Source organism: Gellertiella sp. DMC107 (assembly GCF_056313605.1).
On the sequence record NZ_JBQUZZ010000004.1, the window covers coordinates 44,159 to 68,155 of the forward strand.

Below are 23,997 nucleotides of genomic sequence, written 5' to 3' on the forward strand. Positions count from 1 at the left end.
ATGACAGAGGCTCCGAGACAGACCCGGCCCGATCCCGATGCCCTGCTTTCCCTGGCAAAGCGGGAGGAGCGCGGGCGGCTGACCGTCTTTCTCGGAGCAGCTCCCGGCGTCGGCAAGACATTCGCCATGCTTTCCCGCGCAATGCGTCTGAAAACGGACGGGATCGACATTGCCATCGGTCTTGTGGAAACGCACGGAAGGGCGGAGACGGCAGCGCTGCTTTCCGGCCTCGAAATCCTGCCGCGCCGCGCCATGGACTACCGGGGGAAACAGATCGAAGAGTTCGATCTCGATGCCGCGCTCGCTCGCCGCCCGGCAATTCTGATCGTCGATGAACTGGCCCATAGCAATCCCCCGCAATGCCGCCATCCCAAACGCTATCAGGATGTCGAGGAACTGCTGGAGGCGGGTGTTAACATCTGGACCGCGATGAACATCCAGCACCTGGAGAGCCTGTCTGACGTGGTGTCCCAGATCACCGGCATTGCGGTGCGCGAAACCGTGCCGGATCGGATCCTCAATGCGGCCGACGACATCGTGCTGATAGACCTGCCGCCTGAAGAGCTGATTGAACGGCTGAAGCAGGGAAAGGTTTATGTTCCAGAGAACGCAAAACGGGCAATCGAGAAGTTCTTTCGCCCCGGCAATCTGACGGCCCTCCGGGAAATGGCGCTGCGGCGCACGGCAGATCGGGTGGACGACCAGATGGTCGACTATCTCCGGCAAAACGCGATTGACGAGACTTGGGCGACCGCCGAACGGCTGATTGTCTGCATCGCGGCGGACGAGACGGCCCTTTCGGTCGTGCGGACCGCAAGCCGGCTTGCTATCAGTCTCAATGCACGCTGGACGGTGGTTCATGTGGAACGCCCGGACCGGCCCGTCGAAGGCAAGGCCCTTTCTTTTGTTGACGAAGCGCTCGACCTTGCGAGCCGCCTCGGGGCAGAGACACAAAGGCTGATCGCACAGGATTATGTGGAGGCACTCCTCAAGCTGGCCCGAAACGAGCATGCAACGCAGATCGTGATCGGGGTCACCCGGCGCAATGTCTTATCCCGCCTCCTGAAGCCCTCGCTTGCGGGCAATCTCATCAAGCGCGCCGAAAATGTTTCAATCCATCTCGTGGCGGTGCAACGGCCCGCGGCGGAACGGCGGGATTCGCGGAAAACCGGCACGAAGACACGCTCCGAGCTGGTCAAGGACCTTGGCATGTCTGCGGCCAGCACCGCAGGCGCGACGCTCCTCGGGCTGGCGCTGAACAACCTCCTGCCCCTCCCCAATGTCTCGCTGCTCTATCTGCTGGCCGTGGTCATCGCCGCCATTCGCAACGGCTACCGGGCAGCGATCGTCACCGCCGTCGTCTCGGCCCTTGCCTATAACTTCTGCTTTATCCGGCCCATCGGCACGCTGACCATCGCGGCTCCGCACGAAGTCTTCGCGTTTTTCATCTTCATCATAGCGGCTGTCATCGCAGGCGGTATCGCCTCCCGTGTCCGCGATCAGGCCAGAAGTGCCGGCGAACGGGCGCGGGTGACGCAGTCCCTCTACGAGTTTTCCAGCAAGATTTCCGCAACGGCAGATGCCGACGAGGTTGTCTGGGCGGCCGTATCCCAGCTGAACCTGATGCTCAAGCGCCCGTCCGTCATTCTCATGCCGAGGCGTGGCGAGCTTTCCGTGCATGCGGCCTGGCCCCCCGATACGACCGTGGAAGTCATCGATGCCGGTGCAGCACGCTGGGCCTATGACAAGCGGGAGGCTGCGGGCTCCGGGACAGGGACGCTGCCGTCGAGCAGCTTCCAGTTTCGGCCGCTCGAAACCCCGCAGGGTGTCGTCGGTGTCTGTGGCTATGGCATCGCTGCCGGTCCGCTTTCCAGTTCGGACGAGCGGATCTTCGGCGCTGTCATTCATCAGGTGGCCGTTGCCATCGACCGGGCGCGCCTGTCCAAGGCCGCCATGGAGCATACGGCAGCGCTGGCCGGGGAACGTTTTCGCTCGGCGCTGCTGTCTTCCATTTCCCATGACCTGCGCACGCCGCTGGCAACGATCACAGGGGCGATCACCAGCCTTCGCCAGTTCGGCGACAATATGGGCCCCGAGACCCGGGACGACATGCTGCAGACCATCGAGGAGGAAGGCACACGCCTTGCCCGCTATGTTTCGAACCTGCTGGACATGACACGCATCGAGGCAGGCACGATAGAACCGGCCCGCGAATGGATCGACCCTTCGGACGTCGTGCGCGAGGCTGCCGAGATGGGGCGGCGCAACCATCCGGAGGCAAAGATCGAAACCAGCATTGCCAGTCGCATGCCGCTGATCACGGGTGATGCGGTTCTCCTGCAGCAGGTGCTCTTCAACCTGATCGACAATGCGGTAAAGCATGGCGGAGGGGAGCCGATTATCCTCTATGCACGACCGGATGCGGCAGACATCATGATTTCGGTGACCGACCTGGGTAAAGGCATTCCGGCAGGCGAGCTGGCAAAGGTCTTCGAGAAATTTTTCCGCGGCGGTGGCAAAAGCGACGGCCGGGTGATCGGTACCGGTCTTGGCCTGGCGATTGCGAAAGGCTTTGTCGAAGCCATGGGCGGCACGATATCCGCGACGAGCCCTGCAGTCCGCAAACGGGGCACGCGCTTCACGATCCGCTTGCCCATCCCACCGCAGCCCGACCTCGAAGGGGAAAACAGATGAGCGGCCACCGAATCCTGATCGTGGACGACGAACCACAGATCCTGCGTTTCCTGAGACCGGCATTGAATGCTGCCGGCTACGACGTCATCGAAGCCACGACCGGAACGGAAGCTCTTTCAAAAGCGTCCACGCAGTCTCCCGACCTGATCATTCTCGATCTCGGATTGCCCGATATGGACGGCAAGGATGTGATATCCCGCCTGCGCGGCTGGTCGGCGATTCCGATCATCATTCTCTCGGCACGGGACCGGGAAGCGGAAAAGATCGCCGCGCTCGATCTTGGGGCTGACGACTATGTGGAAAAGCCCTTCGGCATCGGAGAGCTGACGGCCCGCATTCGAACCGGGCTTCGCCACAGCAAGACATCGGACGCTGTAAGCGAAACCATCCAGTCGGACGGACTTCTTATCGATCTCGTCCATCGAACCGTATCCCGAGGCGAAAACCCGATCCGCCTGACGCCGAAGGAATATGACCTGCTGGTTCTTCTCGCGCGTCATGCCGGAAAAGTCATGACCCACCGCGCCCTCCTCACCTCGGTCTGGGGCCCGGCACATGCGGAGGACCTTCAATATCTCCGGGTCTTCATAGGACAGCTACGGTCCAAGGTGGAAAGGGATCCGGGCACGCCGCGGCTCATCCTGACAGAACCAGGCGTGGGCTATCGCTTCTCAGAAGGGAACTAGCGCAAACAGGAAACGTCGTTTGCCGGATAGGAGAACACAGGCTTCAGCGCCTGACTTTACGCCACGTGAGGACCGTGGAGACAAGTGTGGTCTTCGCCTCAGGCAAGAAATCTTTGCGCAAAACGTTGCTGCCAGTGTGATGTGTCAGGACACCTGCACAAAATTTCGTTGACGTTTTCAGACGTTTACCGACCGTACCGGACGTTCGTGGATCGCGATGTGGTGCCCCATGCCGGAATCGAACCAGCACTCCTTTCGGAACTCGATTTTGAGTCGAGCGCGTCTACCAGTTCCGCCAATGGGGCATTCTGCGAAGGCAAGACAGGGCGATATAATGCATGCCCGTCCCGAATTGCAACGACAAAACGCGGAACGAAAAGCCTTTCCGCGGAGCCTTCCAGCCTTTCATTCCGCAGGAGGGAATGCGTTCCTGCGGAGACGTCCCGCGGATCGCGCGGCAGAGCCGCCCGGGCTTGCATCGGCAAAAAGGATGCCTCGGCGGGAAAAGGGTAAGGGGCAATCGGAAGATTTTGCCCGCTTTCGTGCCCGTGCAGCCCTCTCTGCCGACATGCGGCCATGCATACCATTTACACCGGCCGGCGCGGCGCATAAAAAGCGGACCGCTCCAACGAAACGGAAAGCCATGCTGCGTCGCCTCTATGACTGGACCCTATCGCTCGCTGCCCGACCCTCTGCGGAAATCTGGCTGGCCGTTATCGCTTTTGTGGAAAGCTCGGTATTCCTGGTACCGGCGGACGTGCTCTTCCTGCCGATGGCCCTTGCCCGACCGGAACGGGCCTGGCGCTATGCCTTTGTGGCAACTGTCGCTTCGGTCCTGGGTGGCATAGCCGGGTGGTATCTGGGCTACTACGCTTTCGAGGCACTCGCCAAGCCCGTACTGGAATTCTATGGCAAGCTGGATGCCTTCGAGCAGCTTCGCACCTCGGTCGATTATTCCACCGTGCTACTGCTCCTGGTCACGTCGGGTCTCGCCCATCTGCCTCCGATCAAAGTGGTGACGATCCTGTCGGGGGTCGCCCATGTCAATCTGCTGCTGTTCATCGTATCGGCGATTGTCGCACGGGGCGCCCGTTTCTATCTCATCGCCTGGCTGCTGCGCGTGTATGGCGAGCCGATCCGCATTTTTATCGAGAAACGGCTGGGAACGATCGCAGCCGTTGGCGCAGGGCTGCTGATTGCCGCCTTCGTTGCCTATAAGATGCTGGCGCACTGAACGGAGAGGACCGCCATGACCATTCTGACCGCCAAGCCCGGCCTTTCCCATGCACTGCAGCTGGCCGCAGGCATGGCCGCAACCGTGGGCTCCGCCCTGGGATTCGAGCATCTGGGGGGGTACATACCCTGTGCGCTCTGCCTTCTGCAGCGGCAACCCTATTACTACGGCATACCGGTGGCACTGCTGGCGGCACTCAACGCAGCAATCGGGGGACCTGCCTGGTTGACCCGCAGCCTGCTGGCGCTTGTCGGTGTGATGATGGTCGTCGGCGCCGGAATGGGCATTTATCACTCTGGCGTCGAATGGCATTTCTGGGAGGGACCGGCGACCTGCGCGACAAGTGCGAGCGGCGTAACCCAGGACGCCGGCAATCTCCTGAACGACCTGAACGCCATCAAGGGACCTTCCTGCACGGACGCTGCGCTGCGCGTGCTCGGCCTGTCCTTTGCCGGCTGGAATGTGATCGCCAGCGTCCTTCTGGCGGGATTGGCCTTCCGCGCCGTCGCCCGGCCACAGGCATGAAACCTCAGGGCTGCAATTCGCTGTCCCAGTAAAGATAATCCATCCAGCTTTCATGCAGATAATTGGGCGGGAAAAGCCGCCCATTATTATGCAGATCCTGCACTGTCGGCTGATAGGGCTTCTGTGCCGGAAACATGCCGGCCTGCCGCGGCAGTTTCGATCCCTTGCGCAGATTGCAGGGGGAGCAGGCGGCGACAACATTTTCCCAGGTCGTTTGCCCGCCATGGGCTCTCGGAAGGACGTGATCGAAAGTCAGGTCGTCGGGGGACCCGCAATATTGGCATTCGAACTTGTCCCTCAGGAACACGTTGAAACGGGTAAAAGCCGGATTGCGGGTGGGCTGAACATAGGTTTTCAGGCAGACCACGCTGGGAAGACGCATCGAGAAACTCGGCGAGGAAACCGAATGCTCGTATTCCGCGATGATGTTCACACGGTCAAGAAAGACCGCCTTGATCGCGTCCTGCCAGGACCACAACGACAAGGGATAATAACTCAGCGGCCTGTAGTCAGCATTCAGTACCAGTGCCGGCAAGGCCTGCGGCGAGACTGCAATCGTCAAGGTCATGCTCCTGATCGATTCTGCTTTCCTGGAACTTATACTAAGTCGCTTGTGACAGGCTTGTGAAGCCAAATATCCAGAAAAACACGCCTTTTGCGTACCTGCTCGCTTCCTTATGGAAGAATCGCCCCGCCCGGCCGGATTATCCGCCCGTAATAGGCCCAGAGCAGCCGCGCAGCGACGGAACGATGCGGTGCCCAGCCGGCCGAAACGCTGCGAAGCAAGGACGCATCCGGCTTTTCCCCCAGGGGAAGCGCCTGTCCTGCAGCAATCCGCAGCGCAAGATCGCCTGCCGGAAAAATATCGCGATGGCCTGCATTGAAGAGCAAGTGGACTTCGGCGGTCCACTGTCCGATCCCCTTCAACGCCATCAGCGTGGTCACGGCTCGCTCGGCCGGCATCCGGGCAACGGCGTCCAGATCGAGCTGGCCGCTGACGATTGCCTCCGCGATCCGCACGAGCGTATCCGCCTTTGCGGCCGTCAACCCCAGACGGGGTCCATCGCCTCGCGCTACGGCAAGATAGGATGCCGGGGAAAAGGGACCTGTCGCCTGAACCAGACGGCGCCAGATGGCGTCAGCGCTCTGCCGGGAAACCAGTTGGGCGACAACCGTCGATGCCAGTCCTTCGAACCCGGGGCGTCCGGGACGGGCAGGAAGCGAACCTGCCGCGGCAGCGATCGGGTGGAACCGGGGATCAAGCCCACAGAGCGCCGCTATCTCCTCGGCAAAATTCTGCGCCGGCTCGGCCACCTCAACACCTGTCACCCTTCCCTCCCCTGTCCGAAACATGGCAATAGGGATCATGCCACCCGAAGACCGTCAACCCGCCCGATTCCGCTTTGCACCGAGCCCCAACGGCCGATTGCATCTTGGCCACGCACTGTCCGCCTTCCTCAACCGGGATATGGCGGACGGCATGGGCGGATACTATCTCGTGCGCGTCGAGAATATCGACCGGACCCGCTGCACGCCGGAACTGGAACAGGCATTGCTGGCCGATCTTGCCTGGCTCGGTCTGTCCTCGGACGGTCCGGTCCGTCGCCAGTCCGATCATCTGGCAGACTATGCCGCCGCCCTTGCCGAACTCGACCGGCTCGGCCTGACCTACCCTGCTTTCCAGACCCGGGGCGAGGTCAAGGCGCTTGTCCGGGACGCGGAAGGGCGCGGCCAGATTTGGCCCAGGGATCCGGATGGTGCGCCCCTGTTTCCGGATGGAGATCGACTGCGGCCCTGGGCGGAGCGGGAGGAACGGCTTCTGCGGGGGGAGCGTCATTCGATCCGCCTCGACATGACCCGTGCCATGGCTTTGGCGGGCGCAAACCTCGGCTGGCTCGAAATGGCCGACACCGGGGAAATCAGGCGCATTCCTGCGGATCCCGCCCGTTGGGGAGACGTGATCCTCTCGCGCTCCGACGCCCCGGGCAGCTATGCGCTCTGTGTCGTTGTGGACGATGCGGCGCAACAGATTACCCACGTGGTCCGTGGCCTCGATCTTTACCATGCGACGTCCGTGCAGCGATTGCTGCAGGTAATCCTCGGCCTGCCCGAACCGGTCTACCGTCATCATCGCCTGATCCTCGACGAAGACGGCAACAAGCTGTCCAAAAGCAACGGCTCCGTCGCCCTGTCCGCTCTGCGGGAAGCCGGCATGACCCCGTCAGATATCCGCCGCCTCGTCGGCCAGTAGCGGCGGCCGGCCCGTAACCCGCCAGAAAAACCGGTTCATCACCCGATACTTCAGCATGGCCGCATTGATTTCCGCCCCGATGATGAAAATCACGGCGGACATGTAAAGAAACACCAGCGCGATCATGAGAGAGGCAAGACCGGCATAGGTGCGGGCATAATTGGCGAAGGTGGATATGTAATAGGCGAAAATAATTGCGCCCACCGTCCATGCAATCAACGTGACAAGAACACCCGGCAGCACATCCCTGATACGCCGGCGCCCGGCCGGGAGCCAGAGATGGGCGATCGTAACGCCGAGACTGAGAACGATCAGCGTTCCGTAGACCCGCCAGCTGGCGATCGCAGCAAGCATGTCCTTGAGCCAGGGAAACCGCTGCTCCGCGAAACCGAGGGCAACCGGCACGACAACGAGAAAAAGACTGATGGCCGCAAGCGACAAGACCGCTGCAAGAACCCAGAAAAGGCTGACGAGTCGGGTCGTGTACCACCGGCGGGTTTCCAGGATGCGATAGGCCCGGTTCAGCGACACCCTCACCGCTTCGACCCCGTTCGAGGCAAAATAGGCAGCGGCCAGAACGGAAATGGTGAGAAGTCCACTGCGCGGAATGGTCAGCACCTGACGAACTTCGTCGGAGATGGGCTTGGCAATGCTGGGCGGCCAGGTATCGAAGATCAGATGAACCGCCGTTTCGGAAAAACGGTCCGCGCCAAGATATGTCGCGAGGGTCGTCCCGAAGATCAGGAAGGGAAACAGCGCAAGCAGCGTGGACAGCGCCACATGGCTCGCCATCGCCCATCCATCGTCTTCCGTGAAATGGTAAAGAGCATCATAGACGACGCGATATATGATTCGGATAAAGGTCGGCATTCCAACTCCGGTTTGCGGCAGCCCGGAAGCCCCGTGCGGGCTGCCCCGGCAATATGGTAAGCCGCGCCGCATTTGTACAGGAAGCTCATGGATCATCGAAAGACTATCATTGTCACCGGCGCGTCCAGCGGGATCGGCGCCTATTGCGCCCGCGCGCTGCATGGCGAGGGCTGGCGGGTTTTTGCAACGGTGCGGAAATCCGAGGACCGGATCGCGCTGGAGGCAGACTCCATTGAAACATTCCTGATGGATTACCGCGACCGGGACAGCATTGACCGGCTTGTCGATGACGTCCTGGCCCGCACCGGCGGGCAAATCGAAGCACTGTTCAACAACGGTGCCTATGGCCAGCCCGGCGCCGTGGAAGATCTGCCGGTCGAAGCGCTGCGCGAACAGTTCGAAACCAATCTTTTCGGCTGGCATCATCTGACCCGCCGGATCATCCCTGCCATGCGCAAGGCGGGAAGCGGTCGCATCATCCAGTGCTCTTCCATCCTTGGACTGGTGCCCTACCGCTGGCGCGGCGCCTATACCGCGTCGAAATACGCTCTGGAAGGGCTGAGCCTGACCCTGCGCATGGAGCTGGAGGGAAGCGGCATCTTCGTCAGCCTGATCGAACCCGGACCGATTACGTCACGCTTCACCGCCAATGCGCTTGCCCATATCCGGGAGAATATCGATCTGGAAGGGTCCGTTCATGCAGCGGCCTATCGTCGCGAATTGGCCCGCCTGGACGGAACGGGACCGGTCAACCGCTACAAGCTCGGTCCGGAGGCCGTCCACAAAGTGCTGGTCCACGCCTTGACCTCGGCCAGACCGCGCCCTCATTATCTGGTGACCACACCGGCCAAACGCGGCTACTTCCTCAAAAAGCTGCTGCCAGCAGACCTGTTCTACAGGCTCCTGCGCCGGTTTGACTGACGCAAATTGAAAGGGACGTCCATGTCCGGTTTTACAACCGTGCTCGCTCTCATCGTGATGGGCCTTGTCGCCATCGTGCTCGCAAGAGGCCTTTTCAACATGATGAAGGGAGGCAATGCCAACCTTTCGAACAAGCTCATGCAGCTGCGTATCGTCCTTCAAGCGGTGGCCGTCGTCCTGATCATGCTGACCCTCTGGCTGACCGGCGGGGGACGATGAGGCGTTGCGGGGCGTCAATTGCGCCCTCAAGCGCCGCAACCGGCAAAGCCCGATCCGCGGCCGCGATTCATGCTCGGGCCGAAACACTGGCAGAAGAGCGTAGACCTGACCGACCCCTTCCGAGATCGATCCCATGGTAAAGCTGAACAAGATCTATACCCGCACCGGCGACAACGGCACGACGGCTCTCGTCGCAGGCCCCCGCAGACTGAAACACGACCTGCGGGTCGAGGCCTACGGGAGTGTGGACGAGGCCAATTCGACCATCGGCATTGCCCGTCTGCATACCGGGGGAAATGCCGCGCTCGATGCCATATTGGAGAGCATCCAGAATGACCTTTTCGATCTCGGCGCCGATCTGGCCACGCCGGATACGGGCGAAAAGCCGGGATGGGAGCCCTTGCGTGTCGTTCCGCAGCAGGTAGCAAGACTGGAAGCGGATATTGACAGGCTCAATGCCGACCTCGAACCGCTGACCTCCTTCGTCCTACCCGGCGGTTCGCCCGCCGCCGCTTATCTGCATCTCGCGCGTACGGTCACCCGCCGCGCGGAAAGACTGGCGGTGGCCCTGTCGCAGGAAGAGGGGGAAGTGGTGGGCCCGGCCGTCATCCAGTATCTCAACCGACTGTCCGATCTGCTTTTCGTCGCCGCCCGCCACGCGAACGATCTTGGTCGGTCGGACGTTCTTTGGGTTCCCGGGAAGAACCGCTGAACCGGAAAGCCGGCTTGCCAGCCGGCACACCCTCCTGCATTCTGGTTACATGCCGCGGCAAAGCGACGCAGAAGGGTTTGCATGCTCATTCCTATCCATGACGCGAATGCGCTACGGCACATTTCGACGCCCATCGTGACCCGGTGCCTGATCGCACTCAATGTCATCCTCTGGCTTGTGATGTGGCCATCCGCTCTCGGATGGCTTGCGGACCTGATCGTGGTCGTGTTCGGCTTCATCCCCGCCCTGGTCACGCACGAGGCGATCCTGCCTCCGGAACTTCGGTTCGTCCCACCGGAGATCACCTTCGTCACCTATTCCTTCATCCATGGCGGCGTGACCCACATCGGCATCAACATGCTTTTTCTCTGGATCTTCGGGGACAATGTGGAGGATGCTCTGGGTCACATCCGTTTCCTGATCTTCTATCTGGTCTGCGCAGCGGCCGGTGCGGCGCTGCATCTCGTTTTGTCGGGAAATTCGCAGGCGCCGCTGATCGGTGCTTCCGGAGCGATATCCGGTGTTGTCGTCGCCTATGCTCTGCTCCACCCTCATGTGCGGCTCTGGGTGCTGGTCTTCTTCGGCATACCGGTGCCCCTTCCCGCATTCATTCCGCTCGCCTTCTGGGTGGGACAACAATTCTTCGAACTCGTCACCGGCTATGGTGACAGCGTCTCCTTCGCAGCGCATGTGGGCGGCATCATCGCGGGTGGGCTTCTGGTCCTCGTCCTGCGGCGGCCGGGCGTACCGCTCTTTGCCCGGGACGTTGTCCGGGGTCGGGCCGCTCCGGAAGAGCCGGTTCCGGTAACGCCCTGGCGTCGCATTGAGAACGGCCGTTCCAGCGCCGGAAACCAGGAAGAACCACCTCCGCCTCACCGCTGGGGACGTTGACGCCGAAGGCCGCTCGCTTTAAATCCGAACCCGGAATTTGGCGGCTGGCATGGCGAAGTCTCGCGTCGAGGAGGAAAAGCGCGGTTCCATGTCGCCATTCGACCATCAAAATCGTGCCCAGTGGCGCATTTTTTCCGCCGACAGAGTTTGAAGGAAGGACCTCATGAAAATCCTCGTACCCGTGAAGCGCGTCGTCGATTACAACGTCAAGATCCGCGTGAAGCCGGATGGTTCGGGTGTCGAGCTTGCCAACGTGAAGATGTCGATGAACCCCTTCGACGAAATCTCGGTTGAGGAAGCTCTGCGTCTGAAGGAAGCCGGCAAGGCAACGGAAGTGGTTGTCGTCTCCATCGGTCCGGCCAAGGCCGAGGAAACGCTGCGCACCGCGCTCGCCATGGGCGCTGACCGCGCCGTCCTCGTCGAGACGGATGATGCCGTCGAGCCGCTCGCCGTCGCCAAGCTCCTGAAGGGCGTGGCAGAGGCAGAACAGCCCGGCCTGATCATCGTCGGCAAGCAGGCGATCGACGACGACGCCAACCAGACCGGCCAGATGCTCGCAGCCCTTCTCGGCTGGGCACAGGGCACGTTTGCTTCCAAGGTCGAGATCGGTGCCGACAAGGCAACCGTGACTCGCGAAGTGGACGGCGGTCTCCAGACCATCGACATCAAGCTTCCGGCCGTCGTGACAACCGACCTGCGCCTCAACGAGCCGCGCTATGCCTCGCTGCCGAACATCATGAAGGCAAAGAAGAAGCCGCTCGACAAGAAGACCCCTGCTGATTTCGGCGTGTCGACCGCTGCCCGCCTCAAGGTGCTGAAGACCGAAGAACCCGGCGGCCGCAAGGCTGGCGTCAAGGTCAAGTCGGTTGCCGAGCTCGTCGAAAAGCTCAAGACCGAAGCCGGCGTCCTCTAAGATCAAGGGATAGGAGAAACTCAAAATGGCTATCCTGCTTCTCGCAGAACACGACAACACCTCCGTCTCCGACCAGACCGTAAAGGCGCTTTCTGCGGCCTCGCAGATTGGCGGCGATATCCACGTGCTGGTTGCCGGCAAGGGCGCTTCTGCGGCCGCTGCCGCTGCGGCCAAGCTTTCCGGCGTTTCCAAGGTTCTCGTGGCCGATGGCGATGATTATGCCAACAACCTGGCCGAGCCGCTCGCGGCCCTCATCGTCTCGCTCGCCGGCTCCTACGACACGCTCATCGCCGCCGCCACCTCGGTTGCCAAGAACGTGATGCCGCGCGTGGCCGCTCTCCTCGACGTCATGCAGGTTTCTGAAATCACCGAAGTGGTTTCGGCCGACACCTTCAAGCGTCCGATCTATGCCGGCAATGCGATCCAGACCGTCCAGACCACGGATGCCAAGAAGGTCATCACCGTGCGCACCGCGTCCTTCGCTTCCGCAGGCGAAGGCGGCTCGGCTTCGGTCGAGACGATCGGCGGCGCCGGCAATCCTGGCCTGTCCTCGCATGTGGCCGATGCCCTGTCCTCGTCCGACCGTCCGGAACTGACCTCCGCGAAGATCATCGTATCCGGTGGCCGTGCCGTCGGTTCGGCCGAGAAGTTCAAGGAAGTGATCCTGCCGGTTGCCGACAAGCTCGGCGCGGCCGTAGGCGCCTCCCGCGCTGCCGTTGACGCCGGCTACGCCCCGAACGACTGGCAGGTTGGCCAGACCGGCAAGGTCGTCGCACCGCAGCTCTACATCGCCTGCGGCATTTCCGGTGCGATCCAGCACCTCGCCGGCATGAAGGACTCGAAGGTCATCGTCGCGATCAACAAGGACGAGGAAGCACCGATCTTCCAGGTTGCCGATTATGGTCTCGTCGCCGACATCTTCGAAGCTCTTCCGGAGCTCGAAAAGGCGCTCTAAGCCAGTCCTTAACCTCCCTCTCTTCTCTCGAAAGAGGGGGCTGGTCAATCGACGCACAGAAGACTATCACTCTTGCCGGGTTCGCAACGAGCCCGGCAAATTTCTGGTCCGGAGCAGGTTTGGCCTGCCCTCAGGAGGTCGACATGATCAAGAACATCGGCATCATCGGCGCAGGTCAGATGGGCTGCGGCATTGCCCATGTCTCCGCAGTGGCGGGCTATAAGGTTCATATTTACGATGTCTCCAAGGAGCGCATCGAACCGGCTCTGGCAACGATCAACGGCAATCTTGCCCGCCAGGTCTCGTCCGGCAAGATGGCCGATGACGTCAGAACGCAGGCCCTCGCACACATCACCGCCTCTTCCGATGTCAACGATCTCGCCAATGCGGATCTGGTCATCGAAGCGGCAACCGAAGACGAGGCCATCAAGCGCAAGATCTATGCACAGGTCTGTCCCGTCCTGAAGCCCGAAGCCATCCTTGCGACGAATACCTCGTCGCTGTCGATCACCCGCCTTGCGTCCTCGACGGACCGCGCCGAACGTTTCATGGGCATTCATTTCATGAATCCCGTGCCGGTCATGAAGCTGGTCGAACTGGTGCGTGGCATTGCAACGGATGAAGGAACCTTCCGTTCAGCACAGGAATTCGTCCACACGCTGGACAAGACCACCACCGTTGCCGAAGATTTCCCGGCCTTCATCGTCAATCGTATCCTGCTGCCCATGATCAACGAAGCGATCTACACCCTCTATGAGGGTGTCGGCACGGTAGATGCGATCGACACCGCCATGCGTCTTGGGGCCAATCATCCCATGGGTCCGCTGCAGCTCGCCGATTTCATCGGTCTCGATACCTGCCTGTCGATCATGCAGGTGCTTCATGATGGCCTGGCGGACAGCAAGTACCGCCCTTGCCCGCTGCTGGTGAAATATGTGGAAGCAGGCTGGCTCGGGCGCAAATCCGGCCGCGGCTTCTATGATTATCGGGGCGAACACCCCGTTCCCACCCGCTGACCTTAAGGTCGGGAGCCATCAGCTCCCGACTGCCTCGATCAATGCCTTTGCCTCCGGGCCGTCCCAGGTCGCAGGCCCATTCATGGCACCCAGCACGCAGCCCTTCGCATCGATGAGCAGGCTGACGGGAAGACCGACGGCCAGACCTTCCTTTTTCAGCGCATTGAATATGCCCATACTGTCATCACGGTACGGCTTGAGATGCTGGATGCCGGTCTCGGAAAGAAAGGCCTTTGGCTTTTCGTCCGTGCCGGTATCGATATTCACAGCCACCACTTCGAATTCATTGCCGCCAGAAAGGTTTTCAAGCCGGTCAAGCGCCGGCATTTCCTCGCGGCAGGGGAAGCACCAGGTGGCCCAGAGATTGAGCAGCACGGTCTTGCCGCTGAAATCCTTCAGCGAGACATTGCGTCCCTCCGGCCCCTTGAAGGAGAGGCCAGGCAGCGTACGGGGCGGATCGAGCGGCGTCATCGCTGCAACCGCGCCCTTGGCTGCAGCGGCAAAGGCTGTCTTGCGTGCAGGGGCAATCTGGCATTCCTCGCCTTCGGCAACCGTACCGTTCGCGGCTTCCCCGGCATTGCCAGAACCCATTCCCTTCACGTATATCCCTGCCACACCGGCAAGGCCGCCAGCCACCAGGGCGGCCACGATCAAGAAGGCAGGGGAGCGGCCAAAGGGCTTTTTCTCGGTCATTTCAGTCTCCAGGATGGTAAGCGCATGGCAAACGGCTCTTCCGATACACAGGCTTCCAATCAGATGTGGGGCGGGCGCTTTGCGTCCGGCCCCGATGCCATCATGGAGGAGATAAATGCCTCCATCGACTTCGACAAGAAGCTCTACGCCGAAGATATCCGCGGCTCTATCGCGCATGCCACGATGCTTGCAAAACAAGGCATCATTTCGGATGGCGACCGGGACGCGATCGTCTCTGGGTTGAACACCATCCGCGGCGAGATCGAAAGCGGAAATTTTGCCTTCTCACGGAAGCTTGAAGACATTCACATGAACATAGAGGCGCGCCTGGCGACCCTGATCGGGCCTGCTGCAGGACGCCTCCACACGGCCCGCTCGCGCAACGACCAGGTCGCCCTGGATTTCCGGCTCTGGGTCAAGGCGGAGTTGCAGCGCACCGATGCGGCAATGACCAAACTCATCGCCGCCTTCCTCGACCGCGCCGAAGAACATGCGGATACGGTTATGCCGGGCTTCACGCATCTGCAAACCGCGCAGCCGGTAACCTTCGGTCATCACTGCATGGCCTATGTCGAAATGTTCGGTCGTGACCGGGCCCGCGTTCGTCACGCCATCGAGCATCTCGACGAGAGCCCGATCGGAGCGGCCGCACTCGCCGGCACCCCCTATCCGATCGATCGCCACATGACCGCCGAAGCGCTGGGCTTCCGCGAGCCCACGCGCAATTCCATCGACACCGTGTCCGACCGGGATTTCGCCCTCGAATTCCTGTCCGTCGCAGCCATCAGCGCCATGCATCTGTCCCGTCTTGCCGAAGAAATCGTGATCTGGACCACGCCGCAATTCGGTTTCGTGCGCCTGTCCGATGCGTTCTCGACCGGCTCTTCCATCATGCCGCAAAAGAAAAATCCGGATGCGGCGGAGCTGGTGCGTGCGAAGACCGGTCGCATCAATGGCTCGCTGATCGCCCTGCTGACGGTGATGAAGGGTCTGCCCCTCGCCTATTCCAAGGATATGCAGGAAGACAAGGAACAGGTCTTCGACGCTGCGGAAAGCCTTGAACTCGCTCTCGCTGCCATGACCGGAATGGTTCGCGACCTGACTGTCCGTACCGATCGGATGAAGGATGCGGCCGGTTCCGGCTATTCGACGGCGACCGATCTGGCCGACTGGCTGGTCCGCGAGGCAGGGCTGCCGTTCCGTGAAGCACACCATGTGACCGGACGCGCAGTTGCTGCGGCGGAAGCGCGGGGATGCACCCTTTCCGAGCTGACGCTGGAGGAGCTGAAGGCCATCAATCCGGTCATCGACCAGGGCGTATACTCGGTCCTGACCGTCGAGGCCTCCGTCGCCTCTCGCAAAAGCTACGGCGGCACGGCGCCCGATGAGGTCCGACGCCAGATCGCCGGCTGGCGTGCACGGCTCTGAGCGAAGCGGAGCCGGCGGACAGATAGACTTTGCTCCCGGCCCCGTTTTCCAGTAGAACCGGCAACCGTTCCGGTCGCCTGGCTCTGGCGATTGCAAGTTCTTTTCCGCAAGAGGCTCCGATGGCTGTTAAAATGCTGAAGCTCATACCGCTCGTGACGGTTCTGGCCGCATCGCTGGCGCTCGCATCCTGCGGTCGCAAGGGCGACCTGGATCCGCCGAGCGTTGCCGCGCAGGCCGACAGCAAATATGGCAAGAAGGACGCCGTCGTGCCGCCCCAGCCCAACAAGCCTTTCATCCTCGATCCGCTCCTCTGAGAGCCGCAAGCCAGGTCCTGTAGTTCCGTGAACCATTTCGATTATCGCGACGGCGTACTCTATGCGGAAGACGTTCCGGTCACCGACATTGCCGATCAGGTCGGCACGCCCTTTTATTGCTACTCCACCGCCACTCTGGAACGGCACTACAAGGTCTTCACCTCTGCCTTCGGCGATGTGGATGCGCTGACCTGCTATGCGATGAAAGCCAACTCGAATCAGGCCGTGCTGAAGACGCTGGCGCGCCTGGGCGCGGGCTGCGACGTGGTTTCGGAGGGCGAGTTGCGCCGTGCACTTGCCGCGGGCTTCCCTGCAGAAAAGATCATGTTCTCGGGTGTCGGAAAGACCGTTGCGGAGATGGACCTGGCCCTGATTGCCGGCATCTATTGCTTTAACGTGGAATCGGAGCCGGAACTCGAGGTCCTCAATCGCCGCGCCATGCTCCTCGGCAAGAAGGCGCCCGTTTCCTTCCGCATCAATCCCGACGTGGATGCCCGCACCCATGCGAAGATCTCCACGGGAAAGAAGGAAAACAAGTTCGGCATTTCCTGGGAACGCGCCCGGGCGGTCTATGCTCATGCCGCGACGCTTCCCGGCATCCAGATCACCGGCATTGACATGCATATCGGCAGCCAGATCACCGAGCTGCGCCCCTTCGATGATGCGTTCAGGCTGTTGCGGGAACTGGTCGACGTGCTGCGGGGCGATGGCCACCACATCGAACATGTGGATATCGGCGGGGGTCTCGGCATTCCCTATCGCGAAGACAACAATCCGCCACCGCTGCCCGATGCCTATGCGACAACCGTCAAGAACCAGCTGAAGGACCTCGGCTGCAAGATTGTCACGGAGCCGGGTCGCCTGATCGTGGGCAATGCGGGAATTCTGGTCACGGAAGTGATTTATGTGAAGGACGGCGGCGAGAAGACGTTCGTGATCGTCGATGCGGCCATGAACGATCTGATCCGCCCGACACTCTATGAAGCCTATCACGAGGTACGCCCCGTGATCGTGACAGCGGCAAATGCCCCGCGCATCAAGGCCGATATCGTCGGCCCGGTCTGCGAGACGGGCGACTACCTCGCCCTTGATCGGGAAATGGCCATGCCGAAGACCGGCGACCTGATGGCCGTCGGTTCGGCGGGGGCCTATGGCGCGGTTCAATCCGGAACCTACAACACCCGCCGGCTGATCCCGGAAGTGCTCGTGCATGAGGACCGGTTCCATGTAATCCGCCCGCGTCCATCCTACGAGGCGATCATCGGCCTGGATTCCGTACCGGACTGGCTGGAATAAAAACTTTCCTCGTCTCCACCCCTCTGCCACAAAGAATGGTATCTTCCGAGGAGGTTCGGGTGCTTCGACTGGCGCCCGAAGATACGGTCAGGGCCAGAGGATGACGGAATCACACGGCGGTAACGGGATGAGGCAGCTTTCGCAGCGCTTGGCTGCGGCGCGCGCTTTCGCCTGGATTGCTCTCGCCGCGGAGCGTTTCCTGCCGCTTCTGGTCGCTCCGCTCTGCGCCCTCTCGCTTTTCCTGTCTGCTGCTTGGTTCGGCCTTTTCCGCTCACTTCCCGATTGGGCGCGCATGGGTGTCGCTGCCCTGCTCGTCTTCGGCTTTCTTGCGAGCCTTCTGCCCCTGCTGCGGATGCGGATGCCACGACTGGTGGAGGTGGACCGGCATCTGGAGGCGATCAACGGCTTGCCTCATCAAGCCATTTCCATGCAGTCGGACAGGCTGGTGGAGGATACCCCCTTCGCCCGGGCTCTTTTCGAGCATCACCGGGAGAAAATGGCAGCGCGGATAGAGGCGCTGCGGAGCGGCGCCCCCCGCCCGGACATCAGCCGCTTCGATTCCTCCGGACTGAGAGCGGTTCCGGCCCTGGTTTTCGCTATTGCCGCTGCCTATTCCGTTTCCGGGCAATCGGGCCGGATAAGCGATGCCTTCCGCTATCGCGCGGCGGATGAGCTGGTGGCGGCCAGCCGTGTGGATGTCTGGGTAACGCCGCCTGCTTATACGAACAGACCAGCCATGACGCTGATCGCGAATGGAAAGGCTGTTACCGTACCGAAATTTTCTGAACTCTCCGTTCGCATCAGCGGCGAAGACCCGCAAACGACCGTTTCGTTCACGTCTGCCACCGGCGGAAAGCCCGTTGCACTCTCGCCGCTCAAGGCGAAGAGCACGACTGACCAGGTCAAACCGGAGACTGCACAGGCTTATAAGCTCAAACTGGATGCGGCGGGGGATCTGGCAGTCGGCGACAGACAATTTATGATCCGCCTCACCCCTGACGAGCCACCGCGCATCGCCTTCGACGGCAAGCCGCGCCGAACCGTGACTGGGGCTCTGGAAATCCGCTTCAAGGGGCATGACGATTATGGCATCGACAACGCCCGTGCAGACATCGTTCCGCTCGATCAGCCACCGCAGGCGCAGCCGCTATACCCCTTGCCAGAGTTTCCCCTGGATCGGCCGGGCGGCAAGGCGGGCGACGTCAAGGGCGTGACAAGCCGGAATCTGACCGAGCATCCGCTGGCCGGCAAGCGCGTGCGGGTATCACTGGTCGCTGTGGATGCGGCAGGCCAGACGGGCCGTTCGGACCCCATCGACATGATCCTGCCTGCACGCAGCTTCACGGAACCGCTGGCCGCCGCCACCGCCGAGCAGCGGCAGGTCTTCACGCTGGACATCCGCCAGTTGCCCCGTGCCATCGAGTATAACGATGCGGCCCTGTTGCGGGCGGAAGAGAGCGTGCCCAAGATCAGCCATTTCTTGTTGCTGAAATCGGCCCGTTCCCGCATGGCTCTTGCGCGTGACGAGGCCTCGCTAAAGGATGCGGCCGACTATCTGTGGGACATTGCCCTGGGCATAGACGGGGGCGACCTGCCCATGGCAGAACGGGCCGTGCGGGATGCGCAGAAGGCGCTTGCCGATGCCCTGAAACGCAATGCACCCGATAGCGAGATCCAGGCGCTGATGGACAATCTGCGCAAGGCCATGAAAGAGTACATGGACGCGCTTGCCAAGCGGATGGACCTGCAAAAGCCGGGCCAGCAACCCAATGCGGAAGCCCGCAATGTGATTCGCCAGCAAGACCTCGAAAAGATGTTGAACCAGCTGGAAAACATGGCCCGCTCCGGAAATCGGGAAGCGGCGCAGCAATTGCTTTCGGATATGCAACGCCTGATGAACAACCTCCAGGCCGGCGGCACGCAACGCCAGCCCTCGGAGGCGGAAAACCGCACGCGGCAGCAGGTGGACAAGCTCGGCAAGATCCTGCGGGACCAGCAGAAGCTGATGGAAGACACCTACAAGCTCAACCAGGAACTGGAGCAACAACAATGGCAGACCGACCCGGGCATGCCGGGAGCGGATGAGCCGCTGGATCCGCTCTCCGGAGACCAGGCAACGGACCCCGGCGCGATGACCAAGAAGCAGAAAGAGGCCATGCAGGGACTTCAGCAGCGCCAGCGGGATCTGCAAAAACAGCTGCAGGAGCTCGGAGAAGGTCTCAAGGGCCTCGGTATGAAACCGAACAAGGGGCTTGGCGACGCCGGCAAGGAAATGGACGGCGCAGGCAAGGCGCTGGGCAGGAACGAAGGGCAACCGGCCCTCGACAGTCAGGGCCGTGCGCTTGAAGCACTGCGAAAAGGCGCCCAGGAAATGATGCAGTCCATGGCAGGCAAGGGCCAGGGAAGCGGCATGAGCAGCAACGGTCCGGGCTCGGGCGGAATGAAAGATCCGCTTGGTCGCTCGAACGGCAATGACGGGCTTGGCGATTATGGCGGCGACAAACTGCCCGATACGACCGATGTGCAGCGGGCACGGGATATTCTCGATGCCATTCGCCGCAAGCTGGGCGACGGGGGGATGACGCCCACCGGCAGACAATATCTGGAACGACTGCTGAACCTGGATTGAGGCGCGGAAGGCCTGACCTTACGCGGCCAGTGCCAGCGCCACGGCGCGGCGAATGTCCGGAAGCGCAAAAGGCTTGGGCACCACGTCGACGATTTTCTGCAGAAGGTCATCGGCGCGCTCCCGCTGCTCGGCATAGCCGGTCATCAGCAGGATCTTCATGCCGGGAAATGCGTCCGCGGCCCGATGCGCAAGCTCGATTCCGTCCATCACCGGCATCCGGATATCGGAGAGCAGCAGGTCGAACCCGCCATCCTGAAGCATTTCCAGGCCTTCGGCGCCGTCAGCGGCTTCGTGGGTTTCGTGCCCATCCATGCGCAACGCACGAGCCACGAACCGGCGAAGGGACTCTTCGTCTTCGGTGATGAGGATCCTGGCCATGTGCAGATTCTCCCTGCTAGTCTTTGACCAGACCTTCATGGCTCCTTTTTTCTTTTCGGGCCGTAAACGGCCTTGGTTAACCAAATGGATGGTTAACGGTATTCTTCCAATTCAAGCAATTTCCCATATTGATGCAGATCAGGCGTCGCCGGTGACGACCCCCACGAAGGGAAGCTCGCGGAACGCATAGGCCACATCCATCCCGTAGCCGACCACGAAATAGTCGGGGCATTCGAAGCCGACATAATCTGCCTCGAGCTTTTCCTTCCGCTTCACGCTCTTGTCGAGAAGCACTGCGATGGTGACGTTGCGGGCGCCGCGCGAATAGAGCAACTCCTTTGCGAAGAGAAGCGTGCGGCCGGATTCGAGAATGTCGTCGATCAGCAGAACATCGCGTCCGTTCACGTCACTGTCGATATCCTTGACGATGCGGACGCCCTGGGATTCGGTGCCGGCGCCGTAGCTCGAAAGCGTGATGAATTCCACTTCCGGTGCAAGCCCGGTGTGATGGAGCGCGCGAATGAGATCGGCTGCAAAGATGAAAGAGCCCTTCAACACGGCAATGACCAGCAGATCTTTTACCGGCCCCGAAGCAATGCGCTCCGCCATGTCTCGATTGCGTTCGGCAATCTGTTCGGGAGTGAAGAGCGGTTCGATATTCTTTCCACGAACGACAGGCATGCGGTTCTCCTTGGCAGGGCTACATCCCGCGATAGCAAATCATGATTGCAGGAGACAGCCTATTCCGCCAGCAGGACCCTTACTTCCGGCGCTTTTCCACCGGCTTGCGGCAATTTGAGCTGGAAGCCGCGGCTTTCGCCGACATGGATGTCACCCGTCCGGCTTCGCAACAGGGTTGTCGCAACCAGTTGTCCGCCCGAATAGACATCGGCCCGAAGCTTGGGTGACGAAAGCATGGCGTCGCCATGATTTTCGATGATTCCGGAAATCACGAGAACGGGAAGGCCGTTGACGGTCCTGGGCAGCGCGGTGACATGGGTGATGTCAACCCGGCTGATGTTCGGACCCTGCCCCATCATGGCCAGCGCGGAGAAACCCCCTGCAAAGGCGAAGACGAGCAGAAAAACCAGCGCAACGAGGGCCGAGAACATATTGTCCGAGAGACGCCCGAGCCAACGCTCACCCGCGGAGAAGACCTTTGACGAGCCCGCGCTCGCGACCTGCGTTTCGCGCGGGCTGCGGACGCGCCGGTCCCGCGGGGCTGTAGCATTGTCGTTTCCAGGAGGCACAATCGAGAAGGCAGGGCCTGGAACCCGGCGAGCGCCCTTGGGTTCCGCAAGGACCATGAACTCGGCATCCTCGACCTCGGGTGGACGGGTCAGATGCTCCGGCCGAAACGCCGAACGAGGCTTTTCGGGAGGCAGAAGATCATAGGCCTTGCTGCTGCGGGTTCGGGGGCGGAAGGAGCTCATCGCTATGGCCTTGTCATCTCGGTGACTGCTCTTCGCCTCGATGCACGGCCCGGGCTGGCATTGAAACGAATCCCGCCCAGTCGTAAACTTTAATGGTTAATGCATCGCAAACGCTCCCGGGACTGCGCCTTTCCGACGCAATTTTCATGATTTATTAACCACAATTGTTAACTAATGACTGATCCGTTAAACCCCGCTTCCGCACCCCGTAACGGCAGGGCACGCACTTGATTCACTTTGAAAATGTCGGCTTGCGGTATGGCATGGGTCCGGAAATCCTCAGGGACCTGACTTTCGACATACCGAAACGCTCCTTCCAGTTTCTGACTGGCCCGTCCGGCGCAGGCAAGACGACCCTGTTGCGCCTGCTCTTCATGTCGCTGAAACCGACTCGCGGCCTGATCAGGAGTTTCGGCCGTGACGTGAACGCCATCCCGCCCGCCGAACTTCCCATGCTGCGCCGGCGGATCGGTATCGTCTTTCAGGATTTTCGCCTTCTGGATCATCTGACCACCTACGAGAATGTCGCCTTGCCACTGCGCGTCCGGGGCAAGGACGAGATGAGCTACAAGACGGATGTGCTCGAACTGCTGAAGTGGGTTGGCCTCGGCGATCGCATCAATGTCCTGCCGCCCGTTCTCTCCGGCGGGGAGAAGCAGCGCGCCGCTATCGCCCGCGCGCTGATCGATCGGCCGGAGGTTCTTCTGGCCGATGAACCGACTGGCAATGTAGACCCGCCTATGGCCCGACGGCTTCTCAATCTGTTCATGGAGCTGAACCGGCTTGGGACCGCCGTGGTCATTGCCACGCACGATCTCGCCCTCATGGATCAGGTCGACGCCAGACGCATGATTTTGACGGGGGGGCATCTCGATCTCTATGAATGACGCCCCGAAACCTCCGCAACCCTCCCCGGAAAGCGCTCCACAGCGACGCCCGGAAATGCGCGTCCGGCCCATGGGGCCGATCGTCCCGCCCACCAACATCCAGAGCAACGCGCTGGCCGTGGTGATCGCCATCATGGCCTTTCTTGCCTGCCTGACCCTCGGCGGCGTCAGCATGGTGCGCGCGACGGCCGCGAGCTGGCAAAGCCAGATCTCCCGGGAAATCACCGTCCAGATCAAGCCGGACGAGAAAATCGACATGGACAAGGCGCTGAACCGCGCCCGGGATATCGCGCTCAGTTTTGTGGGAACCCGCGATGGCCAGATCATGGACGATGCGGCCACCGCGCGCTTGCTCGAGCCCTGGCTGGGTCCCAATCTCGATCTCAAGGAATTGCCGGTCCCGCGGCTGGTCGTCATCACCATCGATGAGCAGAACCCGCCCGATTTCGAGGCGATGCGAGCCATGCTGAAGGACGAGATTCCGCAGGCGAGCCTCGACGATCACCGCACCTGGGTGGATCGCCTGGTTTCGATGGCCCACACGACGGTTCTGATCGGGCTGTCGATCATGGGGCTTGTTTTCAGTGCCATGATCCTGACCGTGATCTTCGCCACGAGAGGTGCGCTCGCCGGCAACCGCCATATTGTCGAAGTCCTGCATTTCGTGGGTGCCGAGGCGTCCTTCGTGGGCCGGGAGTTCCAGAAGCATTTTCTGAAAATCAGCCTCAAGGGGTCTGCCGCAGGCAGTCTGCTGGCGGCGCTGGTCTTCGCTGCACTGAGTTTTTGGCAGAGCCGCTCCCTGGCAACACCGCAGAGTGACCAGGCTGCAGCCCTGTTCGGCACTTTTTCCGTCGGTTACGCCGGCTATCTGGGCATTTTTGCCACGATGCTCATTATCGCCTTGCTGACAACACTGACCGCACGACTCACGGTCATGCGAACGATCCACGAAATCGACCTGATACGCTCCGATCCAGCCCGGACCGATATGCTGCCGGATTAGGAAAGCTGCCATGAAAGCGCCGACAGGGCGAAATAGGATGAAACCAGGC

At 61.3% G+C, this 23,997-nt stretch carries 25 protein-coding genes and 1 tRNA gene; 18 read left to right on the forward strand and 8 right to left on the reverse strand.

Features of this window, described 5'->3' with window-relative positions; all coding sequences use genetic code 11:
- Together ACT54B_RS14010 and ACT54B_RS14015 are read left to right on the forward strand one after the other, a co-directional pair.
- Entirely contained in the window at window positions 1–2,694 is a 2,694-nt protein-coding gene (locus ACT54B_RS14010; protein WP_476045676.1) for a DUF4118 domain-containing protein, read from the forward strand.
- Window positions 2,691–3,380, forward strand: a complete 690-nt coding sequence (locus ACT54B_RS14015) for a response regulator (protein ID WP_476045678.1) — start codon at window positions 2,691–2,693, stop codon at window positions 3,378–3,380. The genes ACT54B_RS14010 and ACT54B_RS14015 overlap by 4 nt, the downstream gene beginning before the upstream one ends.
- A gap of 220 nt (window positions 3,381–3,600) precedes the next feature.
- Here the strand turns inward: ACT54B_RS14015 and ACT54B_RS14020 are convergent.
- Window positions 3,601–3,685 (reverse strand) — tRNA-Leu (locus ACT54B_RS14020).
- Between the two features lie 338 nt (window positions 3,686–4,023).
- Here ACT54B_RS14020 and ACT54B_RS14025 point away from each other — a divergent pair.
- Together ACT54B_RS14025 and ACT54B_RS14030 are read left to right on the forward strand one after the other, a co-directional pair.
- Window positions 4,024–4,614 (forward strand): YqaA family protein, encoded by a 591-nt coding sequence (locus ACT54B_RS14025; protein WP_476045680.1) that lies wholly within the window; start codon window positions 4,024–4,026, stop codon window positions 4,612–4,614.
- A gap of 15 nt (window positions 4,615–4,629) precedes the next feature.
- Window positions 4,630–5,139 carry a disulfide bond formation protein B gene (locus tag ACT54B_RS14030; protein WP_476045681.1) on the forward strand — a complete coding sequence of 170 codons (510 nt, stop codon included), beginning with the start codon at window positions 4,630–4,632 and terminating at the stop codon, window positions 5,137–5,139.
- A 4-nt stretch (window positions 5,140–5,143) separates the two neighbouring features.
- Here ACT54B_RS14030 and ACT54B_RS14035 read toward each other — a convergent pair whose 3' ends face one another.
- Together ACT54B_RS14035 and ACT54B_RS14040 are read right to left on the reverse strand one after the other, a co-directional pair.
- Entirely contained in the window at window positions 5,144–5,701 is a 558-nt protein-coding gene (locus ACT54B_RS14035) for an HNH endonuclease (protein ID WP_476045683.1), read from the reverse strand.
- Between the two features lie 113 nt (window positions 5,702–5,814).
- Window positions 5,815–6,468, reverse strand: coding sequence for a DNA-3-methyladenine glycosylase family protein (locus tag ACT54B_RS14040; RefSeq protein WP_476045684.1), 654 nt, complete (start codon window positions 6,466–6,468; stop codon window positions 5,815–5,817).
- Between the two features lie 22 nt (window positions 6,469–6,490).
- Here ACT54B_RS14040 and gluQRS point away from each other — a divergent pair, with 22 nt between their 5' ends.
- Window positions 6,491–7,390 (forward strand): tRNA glutamyl-Q(34) synthetase GluQRS, encoded by a 900-nt coding sequence (gene gluQRS, locus ACT54B_RS14045; RefSeq protein ID WP_476045685.1) that lies wholly within the window; start codon window positions 6,491–6,493, stop codon window positions 7,388–7,390.
- Here the strand turns inward: gluQRS and ACT54B_RS14050 are convergent.
- Window positions 7,361–8,260, reverse strand: coding sequence for a YihY/virulence factor BrkB family protein (locus ACT54B_RS14050; RefSeq protein ID WP_476045686.1), 900 nt, complete (start codon window positions 8,258–8,260; stop codon window positions 7,361–7,363). The two genes, gluQRS and ACT54B_RS14050, sit on opposite strands and share 30 nt — an antisense overlap.
- 87 nt (window positions 8,261–8,347) lie before the next feature.
- On the opposite strand from ACT54B_RS14050, the gene ACT54B_RS14055 reads away from it, so the two are divergent.
- The 7 genes from ACT54B_RS14055 to ACT54B_RS14085 all read left to right on the forward strand — a co-directional run bounded on the left by ACT54B_RS14055 (window position 8,348) and on the right by ACT54B_RS14085 (window position 13,887).
- Complete coding sequence (locus tag ACT54B_RS14055) at window positions 8,348–9,181, forward strand: SDR family oxidoreductase (RefSeq protein ID WP_476045688.1); 834 nt, start codon at window positions 8,348–8,350, stop codon at window positions 9,179–9,181.
- A gap of 21 nt (window positions 9,182–9,202) precedes the next feature.
- Entirely contained in the window at window positions 9,203–9,400 is a 198-nt protein-coding gene (locus tag ACT54B_RS14060) for a twin transmembrane helix small protein (RefSeq protein ID WP_476045690.1), read from the forward strand.
- A 133-nt stretch (window positions 9,401–9,533) separates the two neighbouring features.
- Window positions 9,534–10,112 (forward strand): cob(I)yrinic acid a,c-diamide adenosyltransferase, encoded by a 579-nt coding sequence (locus ACT54B_RS14065; RefSeq protein WP_476045691.1) that lies wholly within the window; start codon window positions 9,534–9,536, stop codon window positions 10,110–10,112.
- An 81-nt stretch (window positions 10,113–10,193) separates the two neighbouring features.
- Window positions 10,194–11,003: a rhomboid family intramembrane serine protease gene (locus tag ACT54B_RS14070; RefSeq protein WP_476045692.1), complete on the forward strand. Its 810-nt coding sequence runs from the start codon at window positions 10,194–10,196 to the stop codon at window positions 11,001–11,003.
- A gap of 163 nt (window positions 11,004–11,166) precedes the next feature.
- A complete protein-coding gene (locus ACT54B_RS14075) occupies window positions 11,167–11,916 on the forward strand; it encodes an electron transfer flavoprotein subunit beta/FixA family protein (protein ID WP_476045693.1) in 750 nt (249 codons plus the stop codon).
- Between the two features lie 25 nt (window positions 11,917–11,941).
- Window positions 11,942–12,871 (forward strand): electron transfer flavoprotein subunit alpha/FixB family protein, encoded by a 930-nt coding sequence (locus tag ACT54B_RS14080; RefSeq protein ID WP_476045694.1) that lies wholly within the window; start codon window positions 11,942–11,944, stop codon window positions 12,869–12,871.
- A 143-nt stretch (window positions 12,872–13,014) separates the two neighbouring features.
- Complete coding sequence (locus ACT54B_RS14085; RefSeq protein ID WP_476045696.1) at window positions 13,015–13,887, forward strand: 3-hydroxybutyryl-CoA dehydrogenase; 873 nt, start codon at window positions 13,015–13,017, stop codon at window positions 13,885–13,887.
- 18 nt (window positions 13,888–13,905) lie between these two features.
- On the opposite strand, the gene tlpA is transcribed toward ACT54B_RS14085, so the two are convergent.
- Window positions 13,906–14,580, reverse strand: coding sequence for a thiol:disulfide interchange protein TlpA (gene tlpA, locus ACT54B_RS14090; protein WP_476045698.1), 675 nt, complete (start codon window positions 14,578–14,580; stop codon window positions 13,906–13,908).
- 24 nt (window positions 14,581–14,604) lie between these two features.
- Here tlpA and argH point away from each other — a divergent pair, with 24 nt between their 5' ends.
- The 4 genes from argH (at window position 14,605) to ACT54B_RS14110 (ending at window position 20,247) form a co-directional block, all read left to right on the forward strand.
- The gene (argH, locus tag ACT54B_RS14095) at window positions 14,605–16,008 is read left to right on the forward strand and encodes an argininosuccinate lyase (RefSeq protein WP_476045700.1); all 1,404 of its coding nucleotides are present in this window, start codon (window positions 14,605–14,607) and stop codon (window positions 16,006–16,008) included.
- Between the two features lie 119 nt (window positions 16,009–16,127).
- Window positions 16,128–16,322 (forward strand): LPS translocon maturation chaperone LptM, encoded by a 195-nt coding sequence (gene lptM / locus ACT54B_RS14100; protein WP_476045701.1) that lies wholly within the window; start codon window positions 16,128–16,130, stop codon window positions 16,320–16,322.
- Between the two features lie 27 nt (window positions 16,323–16,349).
- A complete protein-coding gene (gene lysA, locus ACT54B_RS14105; protein WP_476045702.1) occupies window positions 16,350–17,618 on the forward strand; it encodes a diaminopimelate decarboxylase in 1,269 nt (422 codons plus the stop codon).
- A gap of 127 nt (window positions 17,619–17,745) precedes the next feature.
- Entirely contained in the window at window positions 17,746–20,247 is a 2,502-nt protein-coding gene (locus tag ACT54B_RS14110) for a TIGR02302 family protein (protein WP_476045703.1), read from the forward strand.
- 18 nt (window positions 20,248–20,265) lie between these two features.
- Here ACT54B_RS14110 and ACT54B_RS14115 read toward each other — a convergent pair whose 3' ends face one another.
- From ACT54B_RS14115 to ACT54B_RS14125, 3 genes are all read right to left on the reverse strand, one after another.
- Window positions 20,266–20,625, reverse strand: coding sequence for a response regulator (locus ACT54B_RS14115; RefSeq protein ID WP_476045704.1), 360 nt, complete (start codon window positions 20,623–20,625; stop codon window positions 20,266–20,268).
- A 138-nt stretch (window positions 20,626–20,763) separates the two neighbouring features.
- Entirely contained in the window at window positions 20,764–21,306 is a 543-nt protein-coding gene (hpt, locus tag ACT54B_RS14120) for a hypoxanthine phosphoribosyltransferase (protein ID WP_476045706.1), read from the reverse strand.
- A 59-nt stretch (window positions 21,307–21,365) separates the two neighbouring features.
- A complete protein-coding gene (locus tag ACT54B_RS14125; RefSeq protein WP_476045708.1) occupies window positions 21,366–22,058 on the reverse strand; it encodes a hypothetical protein in 693 nt (230 codons plus the stop codon).
- A 227-nt stretch (window positions 22,059–22,285) separates the two neighbouring features.
- On the opposite strand from ACT54B_RS14125, the gene ftsE reads away from it, so the two are divergent.
- Both ftsE and ACT54B_RS14135 read left to right on the forward strand, forming a co-directional pair.
- Window positions 22,286–22,945 carry a cell division ATP-binding protein FtsE gene (ftsE, locus tag ACT54B_RS14130; RefSeq protein ID WP_476045710.1) on the forward strand — a complete coding sequence of 220 codons (660 nt, stop codon included), beginning with the start codon at window positions 22,286–22,288 and terminating at the stop codon, window positions 22,943–22,945.
- A 55-nt stretch (window positions 22,946–23,000) separates the two neighbouring features.
- Window positions 23,001–23,948: a cell division protein FtsX gene (locus ACT54B_RS14135; RefSeq protein WP_476045711.1), complete on the forward strand. Its 948-nt coding sequence runs from the start codon at window positions 23,001–23,003 to the stop codon at window positions 23,946–23,948.
- Window positions 23,949–23,997: the final 49 nt, after the last annotated feature.